Genomic DNA, 23,050 nt, shown 5'->3' with positions numbered 1-23,050 from the left:
AAAACAAAAACAAAATGAAAGGACCAATCAGTCAGTTTATTGAAAAACATTATTTACACTTTAATTCTGCTTCTCTTGTTGACGCTGCAAAAGCATACGAGCAACAATTGGCAAATGGTGCTAAAATGATGGTAAGTATGGCTGGCGCAATGAGTACAGCAGAAATTGGTAAAATTTTTGCCGAAATAATCAGACAAGATAAAGTACAAATTATTTCCTGTACCGGAGCCAATCTAGAAGAAGACATCATGAATTTAGTAGCACACTCTCATTATGAAAGAGTGCCTAACTATCGTGATTTGACTCCGGAAGATGAATGGGCTTTGCTTGAAAGAGGACTAAACCGTGTTACAGACACTTGTATCCCTGAACATGAAGCATTTCGTCGTTTGCAAAAACACATTTATAAAATCTGGAAAGATGCTGATGACAAAGGAGAACGTTATTTTCCGCATGAATTTATGTATAAAATGTTGTTATCAGGTGTTTTAGAAGAATATTACGAGATAGATTTAAAAGATAGCTGGATGTATGCAGCTGCTGAGAAAAACTTACCTATTATTGTACCGGGTTGGGAAGATAGTACGATGGGAAATATCTTTGCTTCATACGTAATCAAAGGAGATTTAAAAGCTTCTACCATGAAATCAGGAATTGAATATATGACATTCCTTGCTGACTGGTATCCAAAAAATAGTACTAACGGAATTGGATTTTTCCAAATTGGTGGTGGTATTGCAGGAGATTTTCCTATTTGTGTAGTGCCAATGCTTTATCAGGATATGGAAATGCATGATATTCCGTTCTGGAGTTATTTCTGTCAGATTTCAGATTCTACAACTAGTTACGGATCTTATTCCGGAGCAGTTCCAAACGAGAAAATCACTTGGGGTAAATTAGATATTAAAACCCCTAAATTTATTATTGAGTCGGATGCTACAATTGTTGCACCGTTAATTTTTGCTTACTTATTAGATTTATAGGATATTTATGAAAAGAGTTATAGTAGACTACGCTAAACTTACCAACGAAATTTTGAACCTTTTGGTGGAGAAATTTCCTGATGGTTATGATGATTCGGATGTAATCCGTTTTAGAAATGCTAAAAACGAATTGATCGAAGCTGTTGAAGTTCGTACTGAAGACACTATTTATTTAGTAAAAATTAGTACTAAACTTGCTGACAGAATCGAGAATTACGATGAAGATGATGATATCGACGTAGATGTTGATGTAATCGAACCAGTAAAAGGTCTTGATCTTGATGATGATATTGATGATGACGATGACGATGATACGCTTGATAAACCGGATGTTGATGGCGGAGATGATGATGACGATGATGACAAAGATCCAGATGATATTGCTGACGAAGATGATGAAGACGACGAAGATTAATTTTATCTTTCAAAAATAAACTAAAGGAACTCTATTGGGGTTCCTTTTTTTATTACTTAAAAAACAATTATAAAAATATAAGAAAAATACTATATTTAATATTTTTCATTATATTTAGCGATCAATAAATATGAGCCAATGACTTCAGAAATTTTACATGCCAAATTAAAAGAAAATTTCGGATTTGAAAAATTCAGACCCAATCAGGAAACAATTATCAATACCATACTTTCAGGTCAGGATACTTTAGCTATTATGCCAACCGGAGGTGGAAAATCGATTTGTTTCCAATTACCGGCGTTGGTTCTGCCAGGAATTACGATTGTTATTTCTCCTTTGATCGCCCTCATGAAAGATCAGGTAGACAGTTTGAAGACAAACGGAATTTTGGCTTGCTATATCAATAGCAGTCAATCAAGTGAAGAACAGCAATTTTATATTGATAACTTAAAATCAAATAAATTCAAACTCGTTTATATCGCTCCCGAAAGCCTGTCTTATCTTGATGTTGTTTTTAATGAGCTGACAATCAGTTTGATTGCAATCGATGAAGCACATTGTATTTCATCTTGGGGTCATGATTTTCGTCCTGCATATACCAATTTGGGATATCTAAAAAGTCGCTTCCCTTCTACTCCTGTCCTCGCTTTAACTGCAACAGCAGATAAAGCAACACGTACAGATATAACAAAACAGCTGAAATTAAGAAATCCAAAAACTTTCGTAGCTTCATTTGATAGAAAAAATCTAAGTTTAGAAGTTCGTCCGGCATTAGACAGAGTAAAACAAATTATTGATTTTGTAGAAAATAAACCCAATGAATCCGGGATTATTTATTGCTTAAGCAGAAAAACTACAGAAGAACTTGCTTTAAAATTGCAAAAAAGCGGTGTAAAAGCCAAAGCATATCACGCTGGTCTGGAAAATAAACTCCGTGCTAAAACACAGGATGAATTTATAAACGATGATTGTCAGGTGGTTTGTGCTACAATTGCATTTGGAATGGGAATTGATAAATCAAATGTTCGTTGGGTAATTCATTATAATTTACCAAAAAACATTGAAGGTTATTATCAGGAAATTGGTAGGGCCGGTCGTGACGGTTTACCTGCTGAAACTGTATTATTTGAAAGTTATGCCGATGTGATTCAGCTTCAGAAATTTGCTTCAGAAGGATTGAACTCTGATGTTCAGCTTGCAAAACTAGAGCGGATGAAACAATATGCAGATGCTTTGAGTTGCAGAAGAAAAATTCTGCTTTCCTATTTTGGTGAACTCGTAAAAGAGAATTGCGGAAACTGCGATATTTGCAAAAATCCTCCAAGATTTTTCGATGGTACGATTCTCGCGCAAAAAGCATTGTCTGCTATAAGTCGTTTGCAGGAATCTGAACCTCTGGCTGTAATTGTAGATTTTTTAAGAGGCTCGAGAAACGCGTATATCTACGAAAAAAATTATCAAAGCTTAAAAACGTACGGAATTGGCGCCGACATATCCTGGTATGATTGGAATCAATATCTAATTCAGTTGATAAATTTAGGATATTGCGAAATTGCTTTTCATCAGCACAATAAAATTCTTTTAACTCCATTTGCAAAGAAGGTTTTGTTTGAAGGTGAAAAAGTACAACTGACTACGGTAATCAAAAAAGTAATTGATAAGAACGAAATTAAAGAAGCAAAAACTAAAACGGCTAAAAATTCCCTTTTTGAAATACTTCGAATATTGCGTTACGAAATTGCCAAAGATGAAGAAGTTCCTGCTTATGTAATTTTTAGTGATGCAGCATTAAGACAAATGGAAACTTTGCGACCAATGAGCGATGAAGAATTTCTTGCTATCGATGGTGTTGGTAAAGCAAAACTTGAAAAATACGGACAAGAATTTATAGATGCTATTATTTATTATGAAAAAGTAAAAAAGACAAAAGTTAAAGCTAAAAAAGAAGGCAACACTTATAAAACAACTTTAGAAATGTTTGAAGGTGGCAATACTGTTGCAGAAATTGCAGAAAAACGAAATCTGGGACAAACGACGATTGTTTCGCATTTAGCTAAACTATATGTAGATGGAAGTGATATCGATTTAAGTCAATTTGTGTCTGATAATGAAGTTTTGCAATTGCACAAAGCACAAATAGAATTAGAATATCCAACAGCGCTAAGACCTTATTATGATTATTTTGAAGAAAAAATGTCTTACGATAAAATCAGATTTGGACTTGCTATAGTCGAGAGGAACAAGTAAAGTCATTGTGAGGAACGAAGCGATTTCTGTAGGAATTTCAGAAACTGAAGCTTGCGTACTTAAAAAACAAAAAAAATCCTGTGAATCAATTCACAGGATTTTTTATATCAATAATACAAAGGTCTACAAATATCTTTCTTCAAAGACTTTTTGATGATGCTTTTGGTGACCAATAATAACAAAGCCTAAAGCTCCTGCTGATAATTGATGTGTTGAAGCAGTTCCTGTTCTTTTAAGCTGTTCATCAGATAAACTTTTATAAAATAATAAGGTTGAATGTCTTACAGCCGAATATTCAGTTAGTAAATCCTGAATACTTCTTCCATTTGCATTTGTATTGTCTACATAATCATTCTCTTCAAATCCCGGTAAAGGAGTTTTGTCGTTTCTTGAAAAACGTAAAGCACGATACATAAAAATACGTTCGCAATCTATCAAATGCTGAATAATATCCTTAATAGTCCATTTTCCTTCCGCATAGCGATAATCAAATTTATCTAATGGAATATTTTGTACAAAGCGAATAAAATCATGAAGAGAAATTTCTAACTCTTCGATCAGATTAACTTCTCCGGCTTCACGGACATAATTTGCAAAAGGGCCGGAATATTCTGTTTCTAATAATTGACTTGAATTCATGTTTTTTACAATTTTATTATTCTGTAATTTTTTTCTAATCTAACTTTATGCTGAGTTTCTGCTTGCATTTGTATTTCCAAAAAGCGATCTCGTAACGATTTTTTCGTATACTTTTATCAACTCTTCATTACCATTAGAATCTTTATTCAATTCATTAATTTTCAATAAAGCATATTGTTGTATTGTTAACAATGGCAATACAATACGCTCTCTTACCTGAATAGAAGCTATACCATCAGGATAGTTTTCCATTAAGGTTTTATGTCCGGCTATTTTTAATAAAAGACGTTTAGTTTCTGAAAACTCATCGTAAATAATTTGCCAGAATTCACCAAACTCAGGATCTTTTCTCATATAAGCTGTTAATGGTAAAAATGATTTGGCCAATGACATCATACTGTTTTCTAAAAGTGTTTTAAAGAATAAAGAGTTGTGATATAAATCTTGTACTTTATCCCATTGTCCGTTTTCTTCAAAATGTTTTAAAGCAGATCCTACCCCAAAAAATCCAGGTACATTTTGTTTCAATTGACTCCACGAACCTACAAACGGAATGGCTCTTAAATCAGCAAAATCTAATGATTCAGATTTGCTTCTTTTAGATGGTCGGCTTCCAATATTGGTTTTAGAATAATATTTTAAGGTACTCATTTTCTCTAAATAAGGAATAAATTTAGGATGGTTCTTAAAACTTAAATATTTATCATATCCTAAACCTGCTAATTGAGTCAAAATTTGTGTTTCTTCATCGCTCAATTCGTTTTTTCCTTTGCTAAATACCTGATTTGTTACTCCGGCACTTAATAAATTCTCAATATTATAACGGCAAGAATCTAAAGTTCCAAAATTAGAACTTATTGTTTGTCCCTGAACGGTAATCTGAATTTCATTATTCTCAATTTTTGGACCTAGAGATGCATAAAATTTATGTGTTTTTCCGCCACCACGTGCAGGAGGTCCGCCACGGCCATCAAAGAAAATGGCTTTAATACCATATTTTCTGGAGATTTCAGTGAGTGCAATTTTAGCCTGATATATACTCCAGTTTGCCATTAGGTATCCACCATCTTTAGTTCCGTCAGAGAAACCTAGCATTATAGTTTGTTTATTTCCTCTGGCTTGCAAATGTTTAGAATACTCAGGGTTAGTGTATAATTGCTCCATGATTTGATGAGCATTTTGCAAATCATCAACAGACTCGAAAAGTGGGATAATGTCCACTGTTGGATTCTCCCAATTATTCAAACGAATCATGGCAAAAGTCTCCATAACATTCAGCGCACTTTCGTTATTACTAATAATATAACGATTTGCTCCAAATTCGCCATTGTTAGCCTGAATGGTTTTTATTGCCTGAACAGATTCTAAAGTAGATCTTGTGATTTCGTCATCAAAATCTGCCGGATTTAATTCTCCTTTTACTTTTGATAAAACAACTAACTTCTCTTCTTCAGATAATTCAAAATAATTAGTAGGGAATATTTTAGAGTCAGAATTTAGATAATGATTTACAACATCTTTAAATACGGCATCGTGAATTTTACTATTCTGGCGAATATCCAAAGTTGCAAAATGAAAACCAAAAAGATTGATTTTTACTAAAAAAGATTCCAGTTCATCTAAATAAAGTGACTGATGTTTTTCGATAATGATATCTCTGATAAGATTTAATTGCGTTAACAATTCGTCTAAAGTAATATAGATTTCCCCTTTTGAGTAAAAAACAGAACGATAAAGTTTTTGTTCAAGTTCAGATACCAAAGTATCAACACCTGAGAACGTTAACTTTCGTTTTAGGTTTCTCATTTCTATATAATAACATTTCAAGATTGAAGTACGCAAACGTTCTGCAACTTTTAATGTAATCTCAGTAGTAACAAACGGATTTCCGTCACGGTCCCCGCCCGGCCAGAAACCAAGTTTGATTAATTGATTTTGAATAGCACTTCCCTGAAGAATATTTTTTTGTAAATAATGAACAATTTCTCCTGAAGTAGCGTAAAAAACATTTTCTAAATACCAGATCAAACTAACTGCTTCATCGTAAGGATTTGGTTTTTCATTCTGGATAAAAGGAGTTTTACCCAATTGTGCCAATAATTGTTTTATTTTTAATAAATCATTCAAACGAATTGCTTCAGTCAAATCATTTATAATCCCTAAAACCGGACCTGGATAAAACTGTGTAGGATGCGCTGTTAAAACAGTTCTTACATTAAAATTTTCAAGAAATTCAATTAGTTCTTCATCTTTTTCTTTTGCATCAGATTTCTCTTTGATATCACGCAAAGATCCGCGTCCTTCCATATTGTTTACTTCAGGAAAGGCTGCGTCTTCAATTGCATCAAACAATACGATCTGACGTTCGATATATTGAATAAAACGAAACATTAAATCGATTTTCTCCGTCTCTGAAGCATCGTTTAAGTATCTGTCTGAAAAGAAATCAAAAATTTCTTTAGGTGTTTCTTGTTTTTTAAATCCTGTTTCGCAAGTTTCTGAAAATAAAGGAAGTAAAGCTCCGGTATTGTCTATGGAGTCAAAGGGTAATGTTATAAATACACTATTATATATATGGTATTTAGAGAGAACATCTTGATTAAAACGTTCTATTTTAGGCAACGTGTACATAATCTATTGTAGTTGGTTGGTTAATTAGTCATAAAAAAACCCCAAGAATAAACTTGAGGTTATATTTAAATATAGCATTCAAGAAGATATTACATATTTTTAAAAATAGTGTGCATCAAACGCTTCTTATCGTTTATACTTTCTTCTAATGAAATCATTGTTTCTGTTCTGTAAACACCATCGATGTCATCGATCATGAAGATAACTTCTTTTGCGTGCTTAGTATCTTTTGCTCTGATTTTACAAAAGATATTGAATTTTCCTGTCGTTACAGAAGCTACTGTTACAAACGGAATTTGATTGATTCGCTCTAGTACAAATTTTGTTTGAGACGTATTATTAAGGAACACCCCTACATAAGCAATAAATGAATATCCTAATTTATCGTAATCTAAGGCCAATGAAGAACCCATTATTATCCCGGCGTCTTCCATTTTTTTTACTCTAACATGCACTGTACCAGCAGATATCAATAGTTTTTTTGCAATGTCAGTAAACGGAACTCTCGTATTGTCTATTAACATATCTAAAATCTGGTGATCTACTTCATCTAAACGAAATTTACTCATAATTCTTTAATTAATATTACTAATTGCTATTACAAAGTATAAAAATATATATAAAAAACAACAAATTCACATAAAAATTAACTTTTTATCAATCCGTTAACAAATTTAACATTTTTATTTAAATAAAAATCTGCTTTTTGATTCAATTTCGGAAAATTAGTAAAGTCATCTGAATAAACTGCACCTTTTGCATCATATTCATAATGTCCAAAATAATTTTCCAATTCGCCCACTTCAACTATGTAAGCGTTAAAATGAATTTTATTTTCAATCAATTCTTCTTTGTATTGTGCGACAAAATTCGTAATAATTTCGATACCATCATAATTTATTTTGATATTTTTATACATAAAATCATAAAAAACCACTTTATTTTGTGAAATATTCAAATAATCATTAATTCTGTTATTAACTAAATCGTTTTCGCTTATCAATTCAAAACTTGAAATAAGTGAGAAAAATAGGAACTTTCGAGTCATTTCCCTCTCGTAATCATTAGCAAAATGGCCTGCTTCAAATAGTATTGTTGGAACTCCTAAAAACTGGAATGTATCCCCTATACAATTGATATTGAAGGAATCATCAAATCTTCCTATTTGCCCTGGAATATATTTTTGCAATACATCGTTGATTCCTGCAATTACATTTATAGCTTTTAAGCGGTTCTCATTTATCTCTCTTTCTTCATTATATGAAGGTGCTAAAAACGAAACAGTTGCCGGCTTGCCAGTTGCTCCCGCACCAAAAATAGTACGCTGGTCATGCAGGTTAAAACAATAATGAGGTTTAAAGGATTCAAAAGCTTCTCTCAAAACTTTGCTTTCGGGTTGTGTCAGATTCTGTGAATCACGGTTTAAGTCTACTTTATTAGCGTTTTCTCTTGTATAAAGTCTTGCACCGTCAGGATTTAAGATCGGAATACTATAAAAGGTAAATGTATTGAGCATTTTTTCTGCAAAATCAGATCCGCTGTTTAATACATTAATAAAGTCAAACAACGCTTTTGTAGTTGTACTTTCATTTCCATGCATTTGTGACCATAGATAAATACGTGTTTCTCCAGTACCAATTTTATAACTGTAAATAGGTTCATCTAAAACTGATCTGCCAATTATTTGTACTTGATTATTCGTATTTAATTTCTCTAATAAAGGTTGAATATGATCTAAAGTCAAATAACGACCTGATATTGATTGTTCTTTATGCTGGCTAAATAATTCTTCTAAATTCATTGTCTTTTAATTAGTTTACAAAAGTAAACATCTTTATTTTTACAATTGTAAACAATTGAAAAACAAGATAATTTATAATTGTAAACACATTTTTTGCTTTTATTTAGTTATTAAGTATATCAGTAGTTGACAAATGTTATTACTTTAAATAAGTAAAACTAAATAACTATATATTAAGGTTTTAAAACTATTTAATTAAAGTTATTGTTACCTAATAAACAGCTAAAATATATAATTTACAAGTGTAAAATTGCTTTATTGAATCCTTTTAGTTACATTTGTAAACAACGATTAAAATAACAACAATTTACAATGGTAAACATCGATGATTTTGTAAAACGTCTGGAGATTATACTGGATTATTATGCATTGAACGCTTCTTCTTTTGCAGATAGAATTGGTGTTCAGCGTTCAAGTATGTCTCACCTTCTTTCCGGAAGAAACAAACCAAGTCTGGATTTTGTAATGAAAATTTTAGAAGTTTTTCCGGATGTAGATTTATATTGGATCCTAAATGGTAAAGGAAGTTTTCCTAAAAATAATGAGGAAGATTTAGAAACTATAAAAACACCTGCTCCTGTTTCACCACAAGAAAATTTTGCAGGTGGAGATTTATTTTCTCAGATTAATTATAAAGAAGTTCAAAACACAGAAACAACACCATCTCCGGAAATTAAAAATCAAAAATTAATTTCTGAAGAAGGTGAAATTGAAAAAATAGTTATTTTTTATAAAAACGGAACTTTCAAGGCCTATAACCCATAATTTTGAAAAATCGCATATTTTAAAATTTTTAAAAATAATTTTCATTTAAGCGATTCTCACGTGACTTTAAAAATATTGAAAATTTAGAGTTGAAATCCATTTTCAGGAATTTTACCTAAAACTCCTTCATAATGTTTTTTCAATACCAGAAGATCGGCTTCATAATTCCCGGTTGGAAAAAATGCCTTTCCTAAATTCACTTCTTTTTTACCCCAGTCAAAAGCAACCGGAATGATTGGTACATTTGCTTTAAGGGCAATATAATAAAATCCGCTTTTGATTTCTGTGACTTTCTTTCGTGTTCCTTCAGGAGCAACAGCAAGACGAAATACTTTTTTTCTTTCAAAAATAGCCGCAATCGAATCGACTTTGTTAAGTCCGCCGCTGCGATCTAATGGTTCTCCCCCTACACTTCTGAAATAATATCCAAACGGAAATTGGAACAATTCCTTCTTTCCTACCCAGTTCATTTCTAATCCGGAGATTCCACGCGTAAAAATTCCTAAATAAAAATCATGATTACTCGTATGTGGCATCACCATCATCACACATTTTTTAACTTCTGCATTCTCAATTCCTACTATTTTCCAGCACATTAGCTTAAAAAAGATGAATTTGTACAACTGTTTTTTCATTAAAATTTATTTTTTGTTGCAAAATAAAAGATTTAAAGTGGTAAATTTGAGTAAAAGCATTTAAAAATGATTCAAAAATTATTCAGTTATATCATTCCAATAAAAATATTCAAGAAAAAATCAGAAAGAAGTAAAATTATCGAAATTACCTGGGCGAATGGTGAATTGGTTTTAGATTCTGAAAATACAAATTATTCATACGGCAGTTTGCAGCGTATATTAAGGTATGGTCTTAGAAATATAGGCTATGATGTTATTGTTAAAATGGATCATATTTTATTATTAGGAGTTGCCGGCGGAAGTGTTATAAAAACATTGGTGGATGAAATTGAATACAAAGGTAAAATTACGGGTGTCGAAATTGACTCGGATATGATTCAGATCGCAAATCAATATTTTAATCTGGATCAGATAAAACAATTGGAAATTATTATTGATGATGCATTTGAATTTGTATTGAAAACAAAAAATAAATATGATCTGATTATAATTGATATTTTTGAAGATATAAAAATGCCTAACTTTTTATTTGAAAGTTTTTTTAGCGAACGTATCTGTTTTCTTTTAGAAAATAATGGTTTTGTGCTTTTTAACACCATGATTTTAGATGAAGCACATAATGTTCGAAATCAAAAATATATTTCGGAGATAAACGCTGAGTTATTTACTTCAAAAATGCTGCCCCGCGTAGAAGTACATAATGAACTGATAATTATTGAAAAAGTCGCCTAAAATCAAATTTTATGAAACCTCTTGTATCTATACTAAAAGCTTTGCCGCCTACTAAGATTATTGATTCCAGTATTCAATTATCAAAATATATTCCGTTGGATTTATCTATAACCAACCATGAGTTGGTAGAAACTAAACCTGAAAATGCTGCGGAATTTGAAAATTTTATTTCAAATTATTTAGAAAAAAATAATGCACAAGTTGCATTTGGCGGTTATATTGAAGGCCGTACTTTGTACCAGCGAAGTACCATTTTTAAGAACGACTCGATTCCGGAACGTAATATTCATATAGGCCTGGATTTATGGACAAAAGTCGATACCGCAGTTTTAGCTCCGTTAAACGGAAAAGTACATAGTTTTAAAAACAATATTGGTTTGGGAGATTACGGACCAACAATAATTTTAGAACACATTGTCGAAAATGAAAAATTTTATACTTTATACGGACATTTATCGTTAGAAAGTATAGAAAACCTTAGTGTTGGGAAAGTTTTTAATAGAGGTCAAAAAATTGGATCCTTAGGAAACTCCTCTGTCAATGGAGATTACGCACCGCATGTTCACTTTCAGATTATAAAAAATATCGAAGAATATGATGGTGATTATCCCGGAGTTTGTAATACAAATGATTTGAATTTCTATATCGAAAACTGCCCTGACCCCAACTTATTATTAAAAATTACTTAAATAGTTATGAAGAAAGCAGGATTGATTATATGTTTGTTGTTGCTAATTGGATGTAAATCGAAAAACATCAGCAGAGACACGGAAGATTTAAAGATTAAGAAAATTTCTGGTTCAGAAATTGATGCCAATCAACAGCAAAAAGCCTATGAATTAGGCAAGCGGGTTTTAGAAACTTGCAATACATCAAAGTTTAAACCTTTTAATGAGACTGAAGTTACGTCATCGGTAAGGGAAAATACAACTGAAGAACGCCTGACTAAAACTTGCCAGAGATTTAGACAGTATTACGGAAGTTTTATAGATTTAAAATTAGATGGAGTTTATAAAACAAAACAAGAAGTCGTTTATCGCTATCATGCTTTATACACAAAAAAGGTTGCTAATAAGGAATTACGCGTTTTTGTAAATGAAGACAATTTAATTTCTGCAATCAAATCAATGGATTGGGATGAAAAATTTGATTCTAAACTAACAGAACAATAAAATAAAACTATGAATTTAAAACTATCTCTTTTAATAATATTGTTAATTTCGACATTTGCAAACGCTCAGGAAACTATGAGCATAAAAGGTTCAAAACCTTATCCCGCCACACAGGATTATACTTTTATTTGTGAAAAATATGTATATACAGGCGAAGCAAATGTTCAGATTGCGAAAACAGAAAAAGGAGGAGTTTTAAAAATAAGCATACAAACCACAAATGATAAAACCCGTATTTCAGGTGGTTTATATGTTGATTTAGCAAATGGGGATGTTATACCGTGTGTCGATAAAAACAGTAATGAAACTATCGAAGGTAAAACATCTTCATACTATTATTTTACTCCGGCTGAAATGATTAAGCTTAAAAAAAATGATATTAAAGGAATTAGATTTATAGTAAAAGGAAACACTGCAACTTTTGGTGATCAAACGGGCTATTTTACAGCTTCGAATAAAATGTCTTATTTTTCGACGGCCTTCGATAAATCAAAAAAAACATTTGATACAGCTGCAGCAATTAGTGCATTATAAATAAAATATTTGCTCTAATAAATCTTATATTTATATCTAATTTTAATATCCTATGAATTCTAACGAAGCCTTAATTACTAAATTCTATACTGCTTTTGCAAACGCTGATGCTAAAACTATGAGTGAATGCTACCATCCTAAAATTCATTTTGTTGATCCTGCATTTGGTTTACTTAAAGAAGACCAGGTTTCTAAAATGTGGGAAATGTTGATTTTAAGAAGTAAAGGCAATATCAAAATTGAATTTTCAAATATAAAAGCAGATGATGTTTCTGGATCTGCAAAATGGATTGCAACCTATAATTTCAGTAAAACAAATAGAAAAGTAATCAATAGAGTTTCTGCCGAATTTGTATTTCAAGACGGACTTATTATCAAACATACGGATAGTTTTAATGTTTGGAAGTGGTCAAAACAAGCTTTTGGACTTACAGGTTATTTATTGGGATGGACAGGCTACTTTCATAAAAAAATTCAGGAACAAGCCTTGTTATCACTAAAAAAGTTTCAGGAGTCAAAATAATTTGTTTTGTAAAAAATCCAGAACTAAGATATTCTCTTTAGTTTACTTTATACTTATTTGCCTTCCGGTAAGATTATCTGTTTCTGATCTTGGCGGTGTACGTCTAATTATGTAACTTAATTTTAGGGAGCACATAAATCTGTTTTTTCAAGACTTTTTGTTCCCGCTTTCGCCTTTATCTTTGTTCGTTCCTCTCAAAGTATATCGGCTCTATCGGGGCTAACCAGAAAATTATCATTCATAAGAAATAAAAGTGATTTCGTAAACTAGATTGATTTTTATAAAAAAGTTCGAAAAGCTTTGTTTTGAAACAGCTTTGCGAACTTTATGTTTTCTAATGTTATAAGATCAAAATATTTGCGCTTTATTTGTTTAAAAGAAAAAGCTTGTTTTTAGCTTTTAAACCAACCGGCAACTAATTCATCTTCAAATGAATTTGCATTTTTATGAATAAACTCGTTTGTATTTTTATTATACGAATAATCTAAAGCCCATGTTTTGTGATTCTTAGCGAGATCTTTAATACTTTCGCAAACCAAAGCAATTTCTTTATCAGTTGTTGTTGGGTGAATTGACATTCTAATCCATCCCGGTTTTTTGATCAAATCGCCAATGGTAATTTCGTTTACCAGTTTATTTGAAGTTTCCTGATCTACATGCAGTAAAAAATGCCCATAAGTACCGGCACAGCTGCATCCTCCCCTGGTTTGAATTCCAAATTTGTCATTCAGTAATTTTACACCTAAATTAAAATGAAGATCTTCAATAAAAAAAGAAATAACACCAAGTCGGTTCGTATGTTGACCGGCTAAAATTTTAATGTTAGAAACCGCACCAAGTTCATTAAAAACATAATCAACAATTTCGTGTTCGCGCTGCAGGATATTTTCAATTCCCATTTCTTCTTTCAGCTCAATTGCCAGCGCTGTTTTTATAACTTGCAGGAAACCCGGAGTACCACCATCTTCACGATCTTCGATATTGTCAATATATTTATGTTCACCCCAAGGATTTGTCCAGCTTACAGTTCCTCCGCCAGGACAATCAGGAATCATATTATTGTATAGTTTTTTATTAAAAATCAAAACTCCCGAAGTTCCCGGCCCGCCTAAAAATTTATGTGGAGAAAAGAAAATAGCATCAAGATACGATTCTGGATCTTCAGGATGCATGTCAATTTCTACGTAAGGTCCGGAACAGGCAAAATCTACAAAACAAACTCCGTTATGTTGGTGCATTAATTTTGCAGCTTCATGAAAAGGAGTTTTTAAACCTGTAACATTCGAACATGATGTTATAGAGGCAATTTTGATCGTTCTGTCAGCATACTTTTCTAATAACACCTCTAAATTATCCAAACAAAAAAGTCCTTTTTCACAAGACGGAATAATTTCAACATCAGCAATAGTCTCTAACCATGATGTTTGATTAGAATGGTGCTCCATATGTGAAATAAAAACAATTGGTTTTTTTTCTGCCGGAACATTAATAAAATCTTTTAGATTTTCAGGAATTTTCAAACCCAAAATACGTTGAAATTTATTTACAACACCTGTCATTCCTGTTCCGTCAGTAATCAAAACATCATCCTGATTTGCATTTGTATGACGTTTGATGATATTTCTGGCATGATGATATGCTTTTGTCATGGCAGTACCTGACACAGTTGTTTCTGTATGAGTATTCGCTACAAAAGGTCCAAATTCATTGAGAAGTTTCTCTTCAATAGGGCGATATAACCTTCCGCTGGCCGTCCAATCTGTATAAATGATTTTTTTCTTGCCGTATGGAGAAGTAAATTCCTGATCAATTCCAACAATATGTTGTCTAAAATCCTGAAAATAAGTTTCCAGAGTGATGGTATTATTTTTGCTATTCATTAGTGTGCCTGAGTTTGACTGCAAATATATTGCTTTTTTATATAATTGCGAATTTATCAATTGTAAACTTCAAACATTACATAACCGCTTAGTATCTTTACTTAAATTGTCGTTTTTTTAATAATTTATCACAATATTCTATCGGATTAATAGGGCAAGTAAAACTAAACAATACCATTTATGGAAAATTTATCAGTAGCTACTTTCGGTGGCGGATGTTTTTGGTGTATTGAAGCTGTAATCCAGCGTTTAAAAGGAGTAGAATCTTTAAAATCAGGTTTTTCAGGAGGTTTTATCAAAAATCCTCCATATCGTGAAGTTTGTACTGGCAGGACAGGACATGCAGAAGTGATACAAGTTACATTTAATCCTGACATAATTTCATATCATGATCTTATTTTTATTTTCATGACAAGTCACGATCCAACAACCTTAAATCGTCAGGGAGCTGATTCAGGAACACAATATCGTTCTATTATTTTGTGTCATGATGAAGAACAGAAAGCAATTGCGAAACAAGTTTTAGAAGAAGTCAAACCTTTTTATGAAGATTCGATTGTAACTGAATTAAAAGCTTTTGAAGTGTTTTACAACGCAGAAGAAGATCATCAAAATTATTATAACAACAATCAGGATGCGCGTTATTGCCAGATTGTAATAGATCCGAAAGTACAGAAATTACAAAAAATGTACGCAGATAAGTTAGTGGACTAATTAAAGATTTTGACACAGATTAGAAGGATTAGAATGATTCTCCTCACTTACTTATTGATCTCTTAGAGATTTAAAAAGAATCATTTTAATCTGTATAATTTGTGGCAAAAAAATAAAAATTCAAATGAAAAATTTAAAAATAAAGAATCGATTTACTACTGAATTACCTGCAGATCCTAACGAAACAAATGAAATTCGTCAGGTTTCCAATGCTGTTTTTTCTTATGTAGACCCAACAAAACCTTCAAATCCGGTATTGATTCACGCTTCTGAAGAAGTTGCTGAATTAGTGGGAATTTCAATAGGTGAAATTCAATCTGAATCCTTTTTGAATGCTTTTTCAGGAAAAGAAATCCTTCCGGACACACGTCCGTATGCCATGTGTTATGCCGGACATCAATTTGGGAACTGGGCAGGACAATTGGGTGATGGCCGTGCTATCAATTTGACTGAAGTAGAGCATAATAATGAGTTTTTTACACTTCAATTAAAAGGAGCCGGAAAAACGCCATACTCCAGAACCGCTGATGGTTTAGCAGTTTTACGTTCTTCTGTGAGAGAATATTTATGTGCTGAGGCGATGCATCATTTAGGTGTTCCCACTACCCGATCACTTTCGCTTATGTTATCAGGAGATCAGGTTTTACGCGATATTTTATATAACGGAAATCCAGCTTACGAAAAAGGTGCTATTGTTTGCCGCGTTGCTCCGTCTTTTATACGTTTTGGAAGTTTTGAAATGCTGACTGCAAGAAATGAACTTAAAAATTTAAAGCAATTTGTTGAGTACAATATAAAATATTATTTCCCCGAAATTAAAGGCGAACCAAAAGAGCAGTATGTACAGTTTTTTAAAACAGTTGCTGATAAAACCCGTGAAATGATTTTGCATTGGCAGCGTGTAGGTTTCGTGCATGGCGTAATGAATACAGATAATATGTCGGTTCACGGAATCACGATTGATTACGGTCCTTACGGCTGGTTAGAAAACTATGATCCAAACTGGACTCCAAATACTACAGACAGTCAAAACAGAAGATATCGTTTTGGCAATCAGCCTCAAATTGCACAGTGGAACTTGTATCAATTAGCGAATGCCCTTTATCCTTTAATTAATGAGGCAGAACCTTTGGAAAAAATCTTAGAATCATTTATTAATGATTTTGATTCAGATTATAAAAAAATGTTTTTAAGCAAGTTAGGAATATTTACTTCTACTGAAGCTGACAGTAAATTAATAATAGCTTTAGACACGGTTTTACAATTATCTGAAACTGATATGACAATCTTTTTTAGAAATTTAAGCCAGATTAAAAAGACTGATTCAGTTGATGAGGCGATCGAAAAAATTCAATATTCATTTTATATACCAGAAGAAATTTCGGGGGATATTTTAGATTCATGGAAAAAATGGTTTGTTGTTTATCTCGAAAGATTAAATACTGAAACATTATCAGATGATGACAGATCTGAAAAAATGAATACTATTAATCCTAAATATGTGCTCCGAAATTATATGTCGCAATTGGCTATTGATGCCGCTGACAAAGCAGATTATTCCCTAATAAATGAATTATATATATTGTTGCAAAAGCCGTATGATGAACAACCCGAATATCAAAAATGGTTTGCAAAACGACCGGATTGGGCTCGCTCTAAAGTAGGTTGTTCTATGCTTTCTTGTAGTTCATAAAAGCTATTTTGTCACTAATTTCGTGAAATTAGTGGCAAACTTTTTTACTTAGAAGCAATATAATCCACAATCATAGTTGCGTGAACACGTGAGTTTTCAATAAACCACTTATGAGTTTGCATGCCGCCACAAACAACACCTGCCAGAAATAAACCTTCGATATTTGTCTCCATCGTTTCAGTATTATATGTTGGTGTTTTTAATTCATCTTCAGATAATTGAATTCCCATTTTTTCAAGAAAAGTCAAATCTGGTTTATAACCTGTTAATGCTAAGACAAAATCATTTTCAATTGTAACTTTTCCGTTTGGAGTTTCAATTTCGACTTTATCTTCACTAATTTCAGTAATATTAGATTCAAAATAAGCCTTAATACTGCCTTCGGTGATCCGGTTTTCGATATCTGGTTTTACCCAATATTTCACCCGATTGTTTATTTCGTTTTTACGAATAACCATTGTAACATTTGCTCCTTTTCTCCAACATTCTAGCGCTGCATCAACAGATGAATTATTAGCACCCACAACTAAAATATTTCTAAAAGCGTATTCATGTGCTTCTTTATAATAATGACGTACTTTTGGCAACTCCTCCCCTTTTACATTCATTGTAATTGGAATGTCATAAAATCCGGTAGCAATAATCACATTCTTAGCGTCGTATGAAGTTTTGTTTGTTGTGATTTGAAATCGTTTATTTTCTAATTTTTCAACCTGTGTAACTTGTTCAAATAAGTTAATGTTAAAATTAAAGTAGCGATGTATATTACGATAATATTCCAGCGCTTCTTGACGGCCAGGCTTTGGTGCCAAGCAATTAAACGGAATATCTCCAATTTCCAGTCTTTCTGCTGTTGAAAAAAAAGTCATATACAAAGGATAGTTGAAAATACTGTTTACAATTGCACCCTTTTCTATGATCAAATAACGCAGGTTTTTCTTTTGAGCTTCTATTGCACAAGCAAGACCAATAGGACCGCCTCCAACAATGATTAAATCATATTGTTCTGTCATAGTACTATTGTTTTTCCCAGTCTTTAAAAGGTTTTTTGCTCAGATAAGCATTATAATATCTTGGATCATTGGTCACTTCTTCCCCTAACCAATCTGGTTTCTCAAACGATTCTGTTTCAGATTCCAGTTCGATTTCTGCCATTATTAAACCTTCATTTTCTCCGTAAAATTCATCTACTTCAAAAACATGTTTTCCTGACTTTATCTCAAAACGGGTCTTTTCTATTTTGCCTTTTTCGCATAATTTAAGTAATTCCTGAGCTTCATCAACGGGAATTTCATTTTCCCATTCAAAACGGGACATTCCGCCTTGTTTTCCAATTCCTTTTATGGTAATAAAGCCTCTATTTCCTTTAATCCTAACCCGAACGGTTCTTTCCGGGATTGAACTTAAATATCCCTGAGCAATTTTATTTTGAGTAAAAGCCTGTTCTTTAAAATCTTCTGATTTTACAAGAAACTTTCTTTCTATTTCGACCATTTCTCTGTATTAAATTAAATTTTATGCAAGTTACTTAATTTAATTCACTCCTAAAATGAAGATTTTTTTATCTATGAGATTTACTTCAAAAATATAATCATCTAAAAATTAGATATTTAGATTCTAAATATCGGAGTATGAATGTATTATGTATTTATTTTTTTGTTAAATTTGATAGAATCTTAACTCCATCACTTATGTCTAAAAAAGCACTTTATCTATTAGGCATTGCAATAACCATTATTTTAGGTACTTACTTGTATGTAAACTTTTGTTGCAATTGTACTATAAAAACACCAGCGCCTGATACTGAAAAAGCACCAGCAGTGGTAGCTGAGGAGACTAATTTTGTCCCTTTTATTCTAAATGGTTCGGGAATTGATTATCATACAAACGATAACATCAAGTTTCTGAAAAACAGTTTTGCAGTCATACTGCCTGTTAGTGATTCTGTAGCAATTGGAATTGAAAATCTTAAAAAATTTTTAATTGCAAATCCAAAACAAAAAATTACCATCACCGGTTATGCTACTTCGGATGAAACCAATAGTACTTCGTATGAAAATCTTGGTCTTGCAAGAGCAAATGATATAAAGAAGTATTTTATCTCTAAAGGTTTATCAGATTCGCAATTTGATACTAAAGGTCAGATAATTGATAAATGGAAAACAAGTTCAGATACACTTTTAGGTCCGGCCGAATACAAATTTGAAACATTGGAGGCAACTCCCGATGCAACTGATGAATGGGTAGTTTTGAAAAATAAAATTAATCAAGATCCTTTAATACTGCATTTTAACACCAATAAATCCAGTGATAAACTGACAGATGTCGAAAATCAGAAAGTGGCAGATTTAGTACAATATATGAAACATGAAAAAGATGCTGTTATTTTAGTGACTGGCCATAGTGATAATGTTGGAAATCGTGATTCTAATATCATCCTTGCCCAAAAACGTGCCGATTTTTCTAAAAATTATTTATCTGAAAAAGGCATTGAAGACAGTCGTATTACCACTGAATCAAAAGGACCTGACGAACCTATTGGTGACAATAATACGGCTGAAGGAAAAGCGACTAACAGAAGAACCGTAATTACAATCAAATAATAAATCAAAATATACTATTATGAATATACCATGTATCTTAATACCTGTGCTAGTTGGATTAATCTGTGGAATTTTAGGTTACTTACTAGGAAAAATGAATTCTAAAGGAGATGATTCACTTGCTTCATCATTGCAGGCTGATTTAGATGCCTGTAAAGCAAATACAAAAAATTTGAACGCAAAAATTTCTTCTTTAGAGGATGATTTAGCATCAAAAACTACCATTTCGGCTTCCGGACAATCTTTTGCTTCTGCTACAGCTCCGGCGTTTTTGTTTGATGAAGTACTGGCATCAACTGTTTATGGAAAAAAAATCAAAGAAAACGATTTGAAAATCGTTGAAGGAATCGGGCCTAAGATTGAAGCTTTACTAAACGCAGCAGGAATTGCAACCTGGCAGGAATTATCAGAAACATCAACTGAAAAATTGCAGTCAATTCTTAATGCGGGCGGAGAAAATTTTGCCATTCATAATCCGGGAACCTGGGCAAAACAAGCCTTTCTGGCTTATCAGGGAAAATGGCAGGAATTAAAAGACTGGCAACAAGGTTTGCTTGGAGGGAAAGAGTAAAGGAAAGTTACAAAGGTACAGAGTTGCAAAGATTCAAAGGCTTTGTAACTCTGTATTTTTATTTTAAACTTTTGTTATTTTATTCGAATCTCTGAACCTTTGTTATTTTGAACCTCCTAAAAAATTGAATCCCATTTTTTAGAAGCATTGTACCACAATTGCCCTTGCGAAACTTCAAGCGGAGAATCGATATTGTTGGTATAAAGTGCTCCGGTTCCTAAACCTTGCGGCATATTTGAATGCTGAAGAAATGTCCATTGTGAAATAGCATTAAGTCCAACATTACTCTCTAATGCCGATGTAATCCACCAGCCAATATTATATTTTTCAGCCAAATCAATCCAATCTTTAGTTCCTCTAAAACCGCCAATAAAACTTGGTTTTAGAATAATATACTGAGGTTTGATTTCTTGTAATAATTTTTCTTTTTCTTCTAACGAAAAAACACCTATTAATTCTTCATCCAGTGCAATAGGAAATGGCGTTGATTTACATAAATCTGCCATTGCTGAAATATTACCTTTTTTAATGGGCTGTTCGATACTATGAAGCTGGAATTTATCAAGTTGAACAAGCTTATCTAAAGCTTCGTTTAAAGAAAAGGCACCATTGGCATCAACTCGAATTTCAATTTGTTCTGCTGAAAAATGACTTCGGATAAAGTGTAATAATTCTAATTCTTTCTCAAAATCTATTGCACCAATTTTAAGTTTGATACAATTGAAACCATCGGCTAATTTCTCTTCGATTTGCTGTTTCATATACGAAGCTTCTCCCATCCAGACCAAACCATTTATAGCAATTGATTTAGAATTGTTTGTGAAATCTGATGGAAACAATACATATGGATCTTTACTTTTTAGTGATAAAAAAGCCATTTCGATCCCGAATTGTATAGAAGGAAATTCAAGTAATGATTCCCACAAAGCAGTTTCTCCTAAATGAATATTTTCGCAAGCCCAGTTTAGTTTTTCTTCATAATCATCCCTGTCATCTGCACTTAAACCCCGTAGAATTCCGCACTCGCCAATTCCTTTTTTGCCGTTTTCTTCGAGAACAATAAACCAGGTTTCCTTTTGCGTCATAACGCCTCTGGAAGTTCCTGATGGACGCTTAAACTCGAGCATGTATTTGTGGTAAGTAGCTTTCATGGTTCTATTTTAAACCATATAAGTTATATCAGTAAATTGAAGTAACGCATTATGTGCAATGCGTTTAAATGGACTTATATAACTTAAATGGTAAAACTTAAATGGTAAAACTTAAATGGTAAAACTTTAATTGTATAATTTTAAAACTCTTTCAAAGTCTTTTGATGGTAAACCTGCTTTTTCAAAAACGGTAAAGTCTTGTTTTGTTTTATCTTTCCAGCTTAAACTATCCGTGACATTTTGAGTCTGATATTTTTTATAGATTGCCTTTGCTTCACTGTAATCGTCGCTTACCAGATAAACATGCGCTAAATTTAATTTGACCAATAACTCGGTATCATCCAGTTTTTCACCTTCTTTAAGAAACTTAATGGCTTTTGCATATTGTTTTGTAAGGATGTAGCAATACCCAATAGAACTATAGTCTATCGCAGTAGCTTTGCCATCATTTATGATTGTATTTAACTTTTGAATCGCTTCATTGTACTTTTGTAATTTTATTAAAGTCGAAGCCTGGGTTCTCAAATCATTATACACGTTTTTAGAAATATCTGCATCTTTATAACACGTATTTCCAAAATCTTTGTATACTTTGTTTTTTTCTATTGGTAATAATTTCTGAAACTCAGTGTAGCGATATTGTTTTATGATTTTATCCAGAATACAAACGCAAAAATCATCAGAATTGGCCATTTTTTGAGCCATTGTAGATGTTTTGCAAAGGCTTATAATTTCATTTTTATTGTCTTGATTCCACCCGCGGTTTAATTTCGTGTCTACCCAAGGCACAACTTCAAGGACTATTTTTTGATTAAGAAGCCAATTTTTGCTGTGAAATCCAAACCAGATTGTACTTATATCCTGACCCAGACACGACGATTTATCAAGCGATAATCTTTTGGCATCTTTGCTTAATGGTTCTACCTGAGCATAGCAGGATTTATCTGTCTTGCCATCATCTATGTATTTTTTTGCAGCATCATTTGAGGTAAAAAGTGCATATGTACAGGTGTCATCTCCGGAGATTTTTGACATTAAAAAAACTGCTCCTGCAGAGCCCTGACTGATTCCGGTGGGATCCGGAATTGATTTTAGTACAGAGACTAAACTGTTTGCCATTTGCTGGTTTTCGTCTAATAGTGTAATTCTATAAACGATTTCTGTTGTACCAACCGGCAGATCTTCGGTTTTTAATACGATTCGATCACGTGCTGAAACTATGATTTCTTTTGTTGTAGCACGTTCCTTGTCCCAATAACCATCTTTTTGGGCAAAAGAATGAAATGAAACTGTGATTAAAAAAAACAGGGCAACTTTTTTTAAATTCATTTTGTAAAATTTAGTTTAAATATCTACGCAAT

Annotated in this window: 23 protein-coding genes; 13 read left to right on the top strand and 10 right to left on the bottom strand. The window is 32.4% G+C overall.

The window, feature by feature from the left end; all coding sequences use genetic code 11:
• Positions 1 to 14 precede the first annotated feature (14 nt).
• The 3 genes from RC62_RS02075 to recQ all read left to right on the top strand — a co-directional run bounded on the left by RC62_RS02075 (position 15) and on the right by recQ (position 3,645).
• Positions 15 to 983: a deoxyhypusine synthase family protein gene (locus RC62_RS02075; protein ID WP_007811609.1), complete on the top strand. Its 969-nt coding sequence runs from the start codon at positions 15 to 17 to the stop codon at positions 981 to 983.
• Positions 984 to 990: 7 nt separating this feature from the next.
• On the top strand, positions 991 to 1,398 hold the full coding sequence (locus RC62_RS02070; protein WP_055092148.1) for a hypothetical protein: 408 nt from the start codon (positions 991 to 993) through the stop codon (positions 1,396 to 1,398).
• A gap of 138 nt (positions 1,399 to 1,536) precedes the next feature.
• The gene (gene recQ, locus RC62_RS02065; RefSeq protein ID WP_055092145.1) at positions 1,537 to 3,645 is read left to right on the top strand and encodes a DNA helicase RecQ; all 2,109 of its coding nucleotides are present in this window, start codon (positions 1,537 to 1,539) and stop codon (positions 3,643 to 3,645) included.
• Positions 3,646 to 3,768: 123 nt separating this feature from the next.
• Here recQ and RC62_RS02060 read toward each other — a convergent pair whose 3' ends face one another.
• From RC62_RS02060 to RC62_RS02045, 4 genes are all read right to left on the bottom strand, one after another.
• Positions 3,769 to 4,284, bottom strand: coding sequence for a DinB family protein (locus RC62_RS02060; protein ID WP_055092142.1), 516 nt, complete (start codon positions 4,282 to 4,284; stop codon positions 3,769 to 3,771).
• Between the two features lie 45 nt (positions 4,285 to 4,329).
• Positions 4,330 to 6,915, bottom strand: coding sequence for a phosphoenolpyruvate carboxylase (locus tag RC62_RS02055; RefSeq protein WP_055092140.1), 2,586 nt, complete (start codon positions 6,913 to 6,915; stop codon positions 4,330 to 4,332).
• A gap of 89 nt (positions 6,916 to 7,004) precedes the next feature.
• Positions 7,005 to 7,484, bottom strand: a complete 480-nt coding sequence (locus RC62_RS02050; protein ID WP_008468989.1) for an Lrp/AsnC family transcriptional regulator — start codon at positions 7,482 to 7,484, stop codon at positions 7,005 to 7,007.
• Between the two features lie 77 nt (positions 7,485 to 7,561).
• The gene (locus tag RC62_RS02045) at positions 7,562 to 8,716 is read right to left on the bottom strand and encodes a M14 metallopeptidase family protein (RefSeq protein WP_055092138.1); all 1,155 of its coding nucleotides are present in this window, start codon (positions 8,714 to 8,716) and stop codon (positions 7,562 to 7,564) included.
• A gap of 312 nt (positions 8,717 to 9,028) precedes the next feature.
• On the opposite strand from RC62_RS02045, the gene RC62_RS02040 reads away from it, so the two are divergent.
• Positions 9,029 to 9,481: a helix-turn-helix domain-containing protein gene (locus RC62_RS02040; RefSeq protein WP_055092136.1), complete on the top strand. Its 453-nt coding sequence runs from the start codon at positions 9,029 to 9,031 to the stop codon at positions 9,479 to 9,481.
• Positions 9,482 to 9,564: 83 nt separating this feature from the next.
• Here the strand turns inward: RC62_RS02040 and RC62_RS02035 are convergent, their stop codons facing one another.
• A complete protein-coding gene (locus RC62_RS02035) occupies positions 9,565 to 10,116 on the bottom strand; it encodes a 1-acyl-sn-glycerol-3-phosphate acyltransferase (protein ID WP_055092134.1) in 552 nt (183 codons plus the stop codon).
• A 66-nt stretch (positions 10,117 to 10,182) separates the two neighbouring features.
• Between RC62_RS02035 and RC62_RS02030 the strand changes: the two genes are divergently transcribed.
• From RC62_RS02030 to RC62_RS02010, 5 genes are read left to right on the top strand one after another with little or no spacing between them, the layout of a single operon-like run.
• Positions 10,183 to 10,848 carry a spermidine synthase gene (locus RC62_RS02030; RefSeq protein WP_055092132.1) on the top strand — a complete coding sequence of 222 codons (666 nt, stop codon included), beginning with the start codon at positions 10,183 to 10,185 and terminating at the stop codon, positions 10,846 to 10,848.
• Between the two features lie 11 nt (positions 10,849 to 10,859).
• Positions 10,860 to 11,537: a peptidoglycan DD-metalloendopeptidase family protein gene (locus RC62_RS02025; protein WP_055092130.1), complete on the top strand. Its 678-nt coding sequence runs from the start codon at positions 10,860 to 10,862 to the stop codon at positions 11,535 to 11,537.
• Positions 11,538 to 11,543: 6 nt separating this feature from the next.
• Positions 11,544 to 12,020, top strand: coding sequence for a hypothetical protein (locus RC62_RS02020; protein ID WP_055092128.1), 477 nt, complete (start codon positions 11,544 to 11,546; stop codon positions 12,018 to 12,020).
• Between the two features lie 9 nt (positions 12,021 to 12,029).
• On the top strand, positions 12,030 to 12,554 hold the full coding sequence (locus RC62_RS02015; RefSeq protein ID WP_055092125.1) for a hypothetical protein: 525 nt from the start codon (positions 12,030 to 12,032) through the stop codon (positions 12,552 to 12,554).
• Between the two features lie 52 nt (positions 12,555 to 12,606).
• Positions 12,607 to 13,077, top strand: coding sequence for a nuclear transport factor 2 family protein (locus RC62_RS02010; RefSeq protein ID WP_055092123.1), 471 nt, complete (start codon positions 12,607 to 12,609; stop codon positions 13,075 to 13,077).
• 392 nt (positions 13,078 to 13,469) lie between these two features.
• Here the strand turns inward: RC62_RS02010 and RC62_RS02005 are convergent, their stop codons facing one another.
• On the bottom strand, positions 13,470 to 14,957 hold the full coding sequence (locus RC62_RS02005; protein ID WP_055092121.1) for an aminotransferase class V-fold PLP-dependent enzyme: 1,488 nt from the start codon (positions 14,955 to 14,957) through the stop codon (positions 13,470 to 13,472).
• A 180-nt stretch (positions 14,958 to 15,137) separates the two neighbouring features.
• On the opposite strand from RC62_RS02005, the gene msrA reads away from it, so the two are divergent.
• On the top strand, positions 15,138 to 15,671 hold the full coding sequence (gene msrA / locus RC62_RS02000) for a peptide-methionine (S)-S-oxide reductase MsrA (RefSeq protein WP_055092119.1): 534 nt from the start codon (positions 15,138 to 15,140) through the stop codon (positions 15,669 to 15,671).
• Positions 15,672 to 15,795: 124 nt separating this feature from the next.
• Positions 15,796 to 17,364 carry a protein adenylyltransferase SelO gene (locus tag RC62_RS01995; RefSeq protein ID WP_055092117.1) on the top strand — a complete coding sequence of 523 codons (1,569 nt, stop codon included), beginning with the start codon at positions 15,796 to 15,798 and terminating at the stop codon, positions 17,362 to 17,364.
• A gap of 44 nt (positions 17,365 to 17,408) precedes the next feature.
• Here RC62_RS01995 and RC62_RS01990 read toward each other — a convergent pair whose 3' ends face one another.
• The gene (locus tag RC62_RS01990; protein ID WP_055092114.1) at positions 17,409 to 18,377 is read right to left on the bottom strand and encodes a YpdA family putative bacillithiol disulfide reductase; all 969 of its coding nucleotides are present in this window, start codon (positions 18,375 to 18,377) and stop codon (positions 17,409 to 17,411) included.
• Between the two features lie 4 nt (positions 18,378 to 18,381).
• Positions 18,382 to 18,858 carry a CYTH domain-containing protein gene (locus RC62_RS01985; RefSeq protein WP_055092112.1) on the bottom strand — a complete coding sequence of 159 codons (477 nt, stop codon included), beginning with the start codon at positions 18,856 to 18,858 and terminating at the stop codon, positions 18,382 to 18,384.
• 197 nt (positions 18,859 to 19,055) lie between these two features.
• Between RC62_RS01985 and RC62_RS01980 the strand changes: the two genes are divergently transcribed.
• Together RC62_RS01980 and RC62_RS01975 are read left to right on the top strand one after the other, a co-directional pair.
• Positions 19,056 to 19,967, top strand: a complete 912-nt coding sequence (locus tag RC62_RS01980) for an OmpA family protein (protein WP_055092109.1) — start codon at positions 19,056 to 19,058, stop codon at positions 19,965 to 19,967.
• 19 nt (positions 19,968 to 19,986) lie between these two features.
• Positions 19,987 to 20,538: a hypothetical protein gene (locus RC62_RS01975; RefSeq protein WP_055092107.1), complete on the top strand. Its 552-nt coding sequence runs from the start codon at positions 19,987 to 19,989 to the stop codon at positions 20,536 to 20,538.
• Positions 20,539 to 20,654: 116 nt separating this feature from the next.
• Here the strand turns inward: RC62_RS01975 and RC62_RS01970 are convergent, their stop codons facing one another.
• Complete coding sequence (locus RC62_RS01970; RefSeq protein WP_055092105.1) at positions 20,655 to 21,689, bottom strand: o-succinylbenzoate synthase; 1,035 nt, start codon at positions 21,687 to 21,689, stop codon at positions 20,655 to 20,657.
• Positions 21,690 to 21,815: 126 nt separating this feature from the next.
• The gene (locus RC62_RS01965) at positions 21,816 to 23,018 is read right to left on the bottom strand and encodes a tetratricopeptide repeat protein (protein WP_055092103.1); all 1,203 of its coding nucleotides are present in this window, start codon (positions 23,016 to 23,018) and stop codon (positions 21,816 to 21,818) included.
• Positions 23,019 to 23,050: the final 32 nt, after the last annotated feature.

Origin of the sequence: Flavobacterium aquidurense (assembly GCF_001404985.1) — a bacterium.
Classification (GTDB): Bacteria; Bacteroidota; Bacteroidia; order Flavobacteriales; family Flavobacteriaceae; genus Flavobacterium; species Flavobacterium aquidurense_B.
Note: the sequence above shows the minus strand (reverse complement) of the source record. Positions and strands in the feature narration are given on the sequence as shown.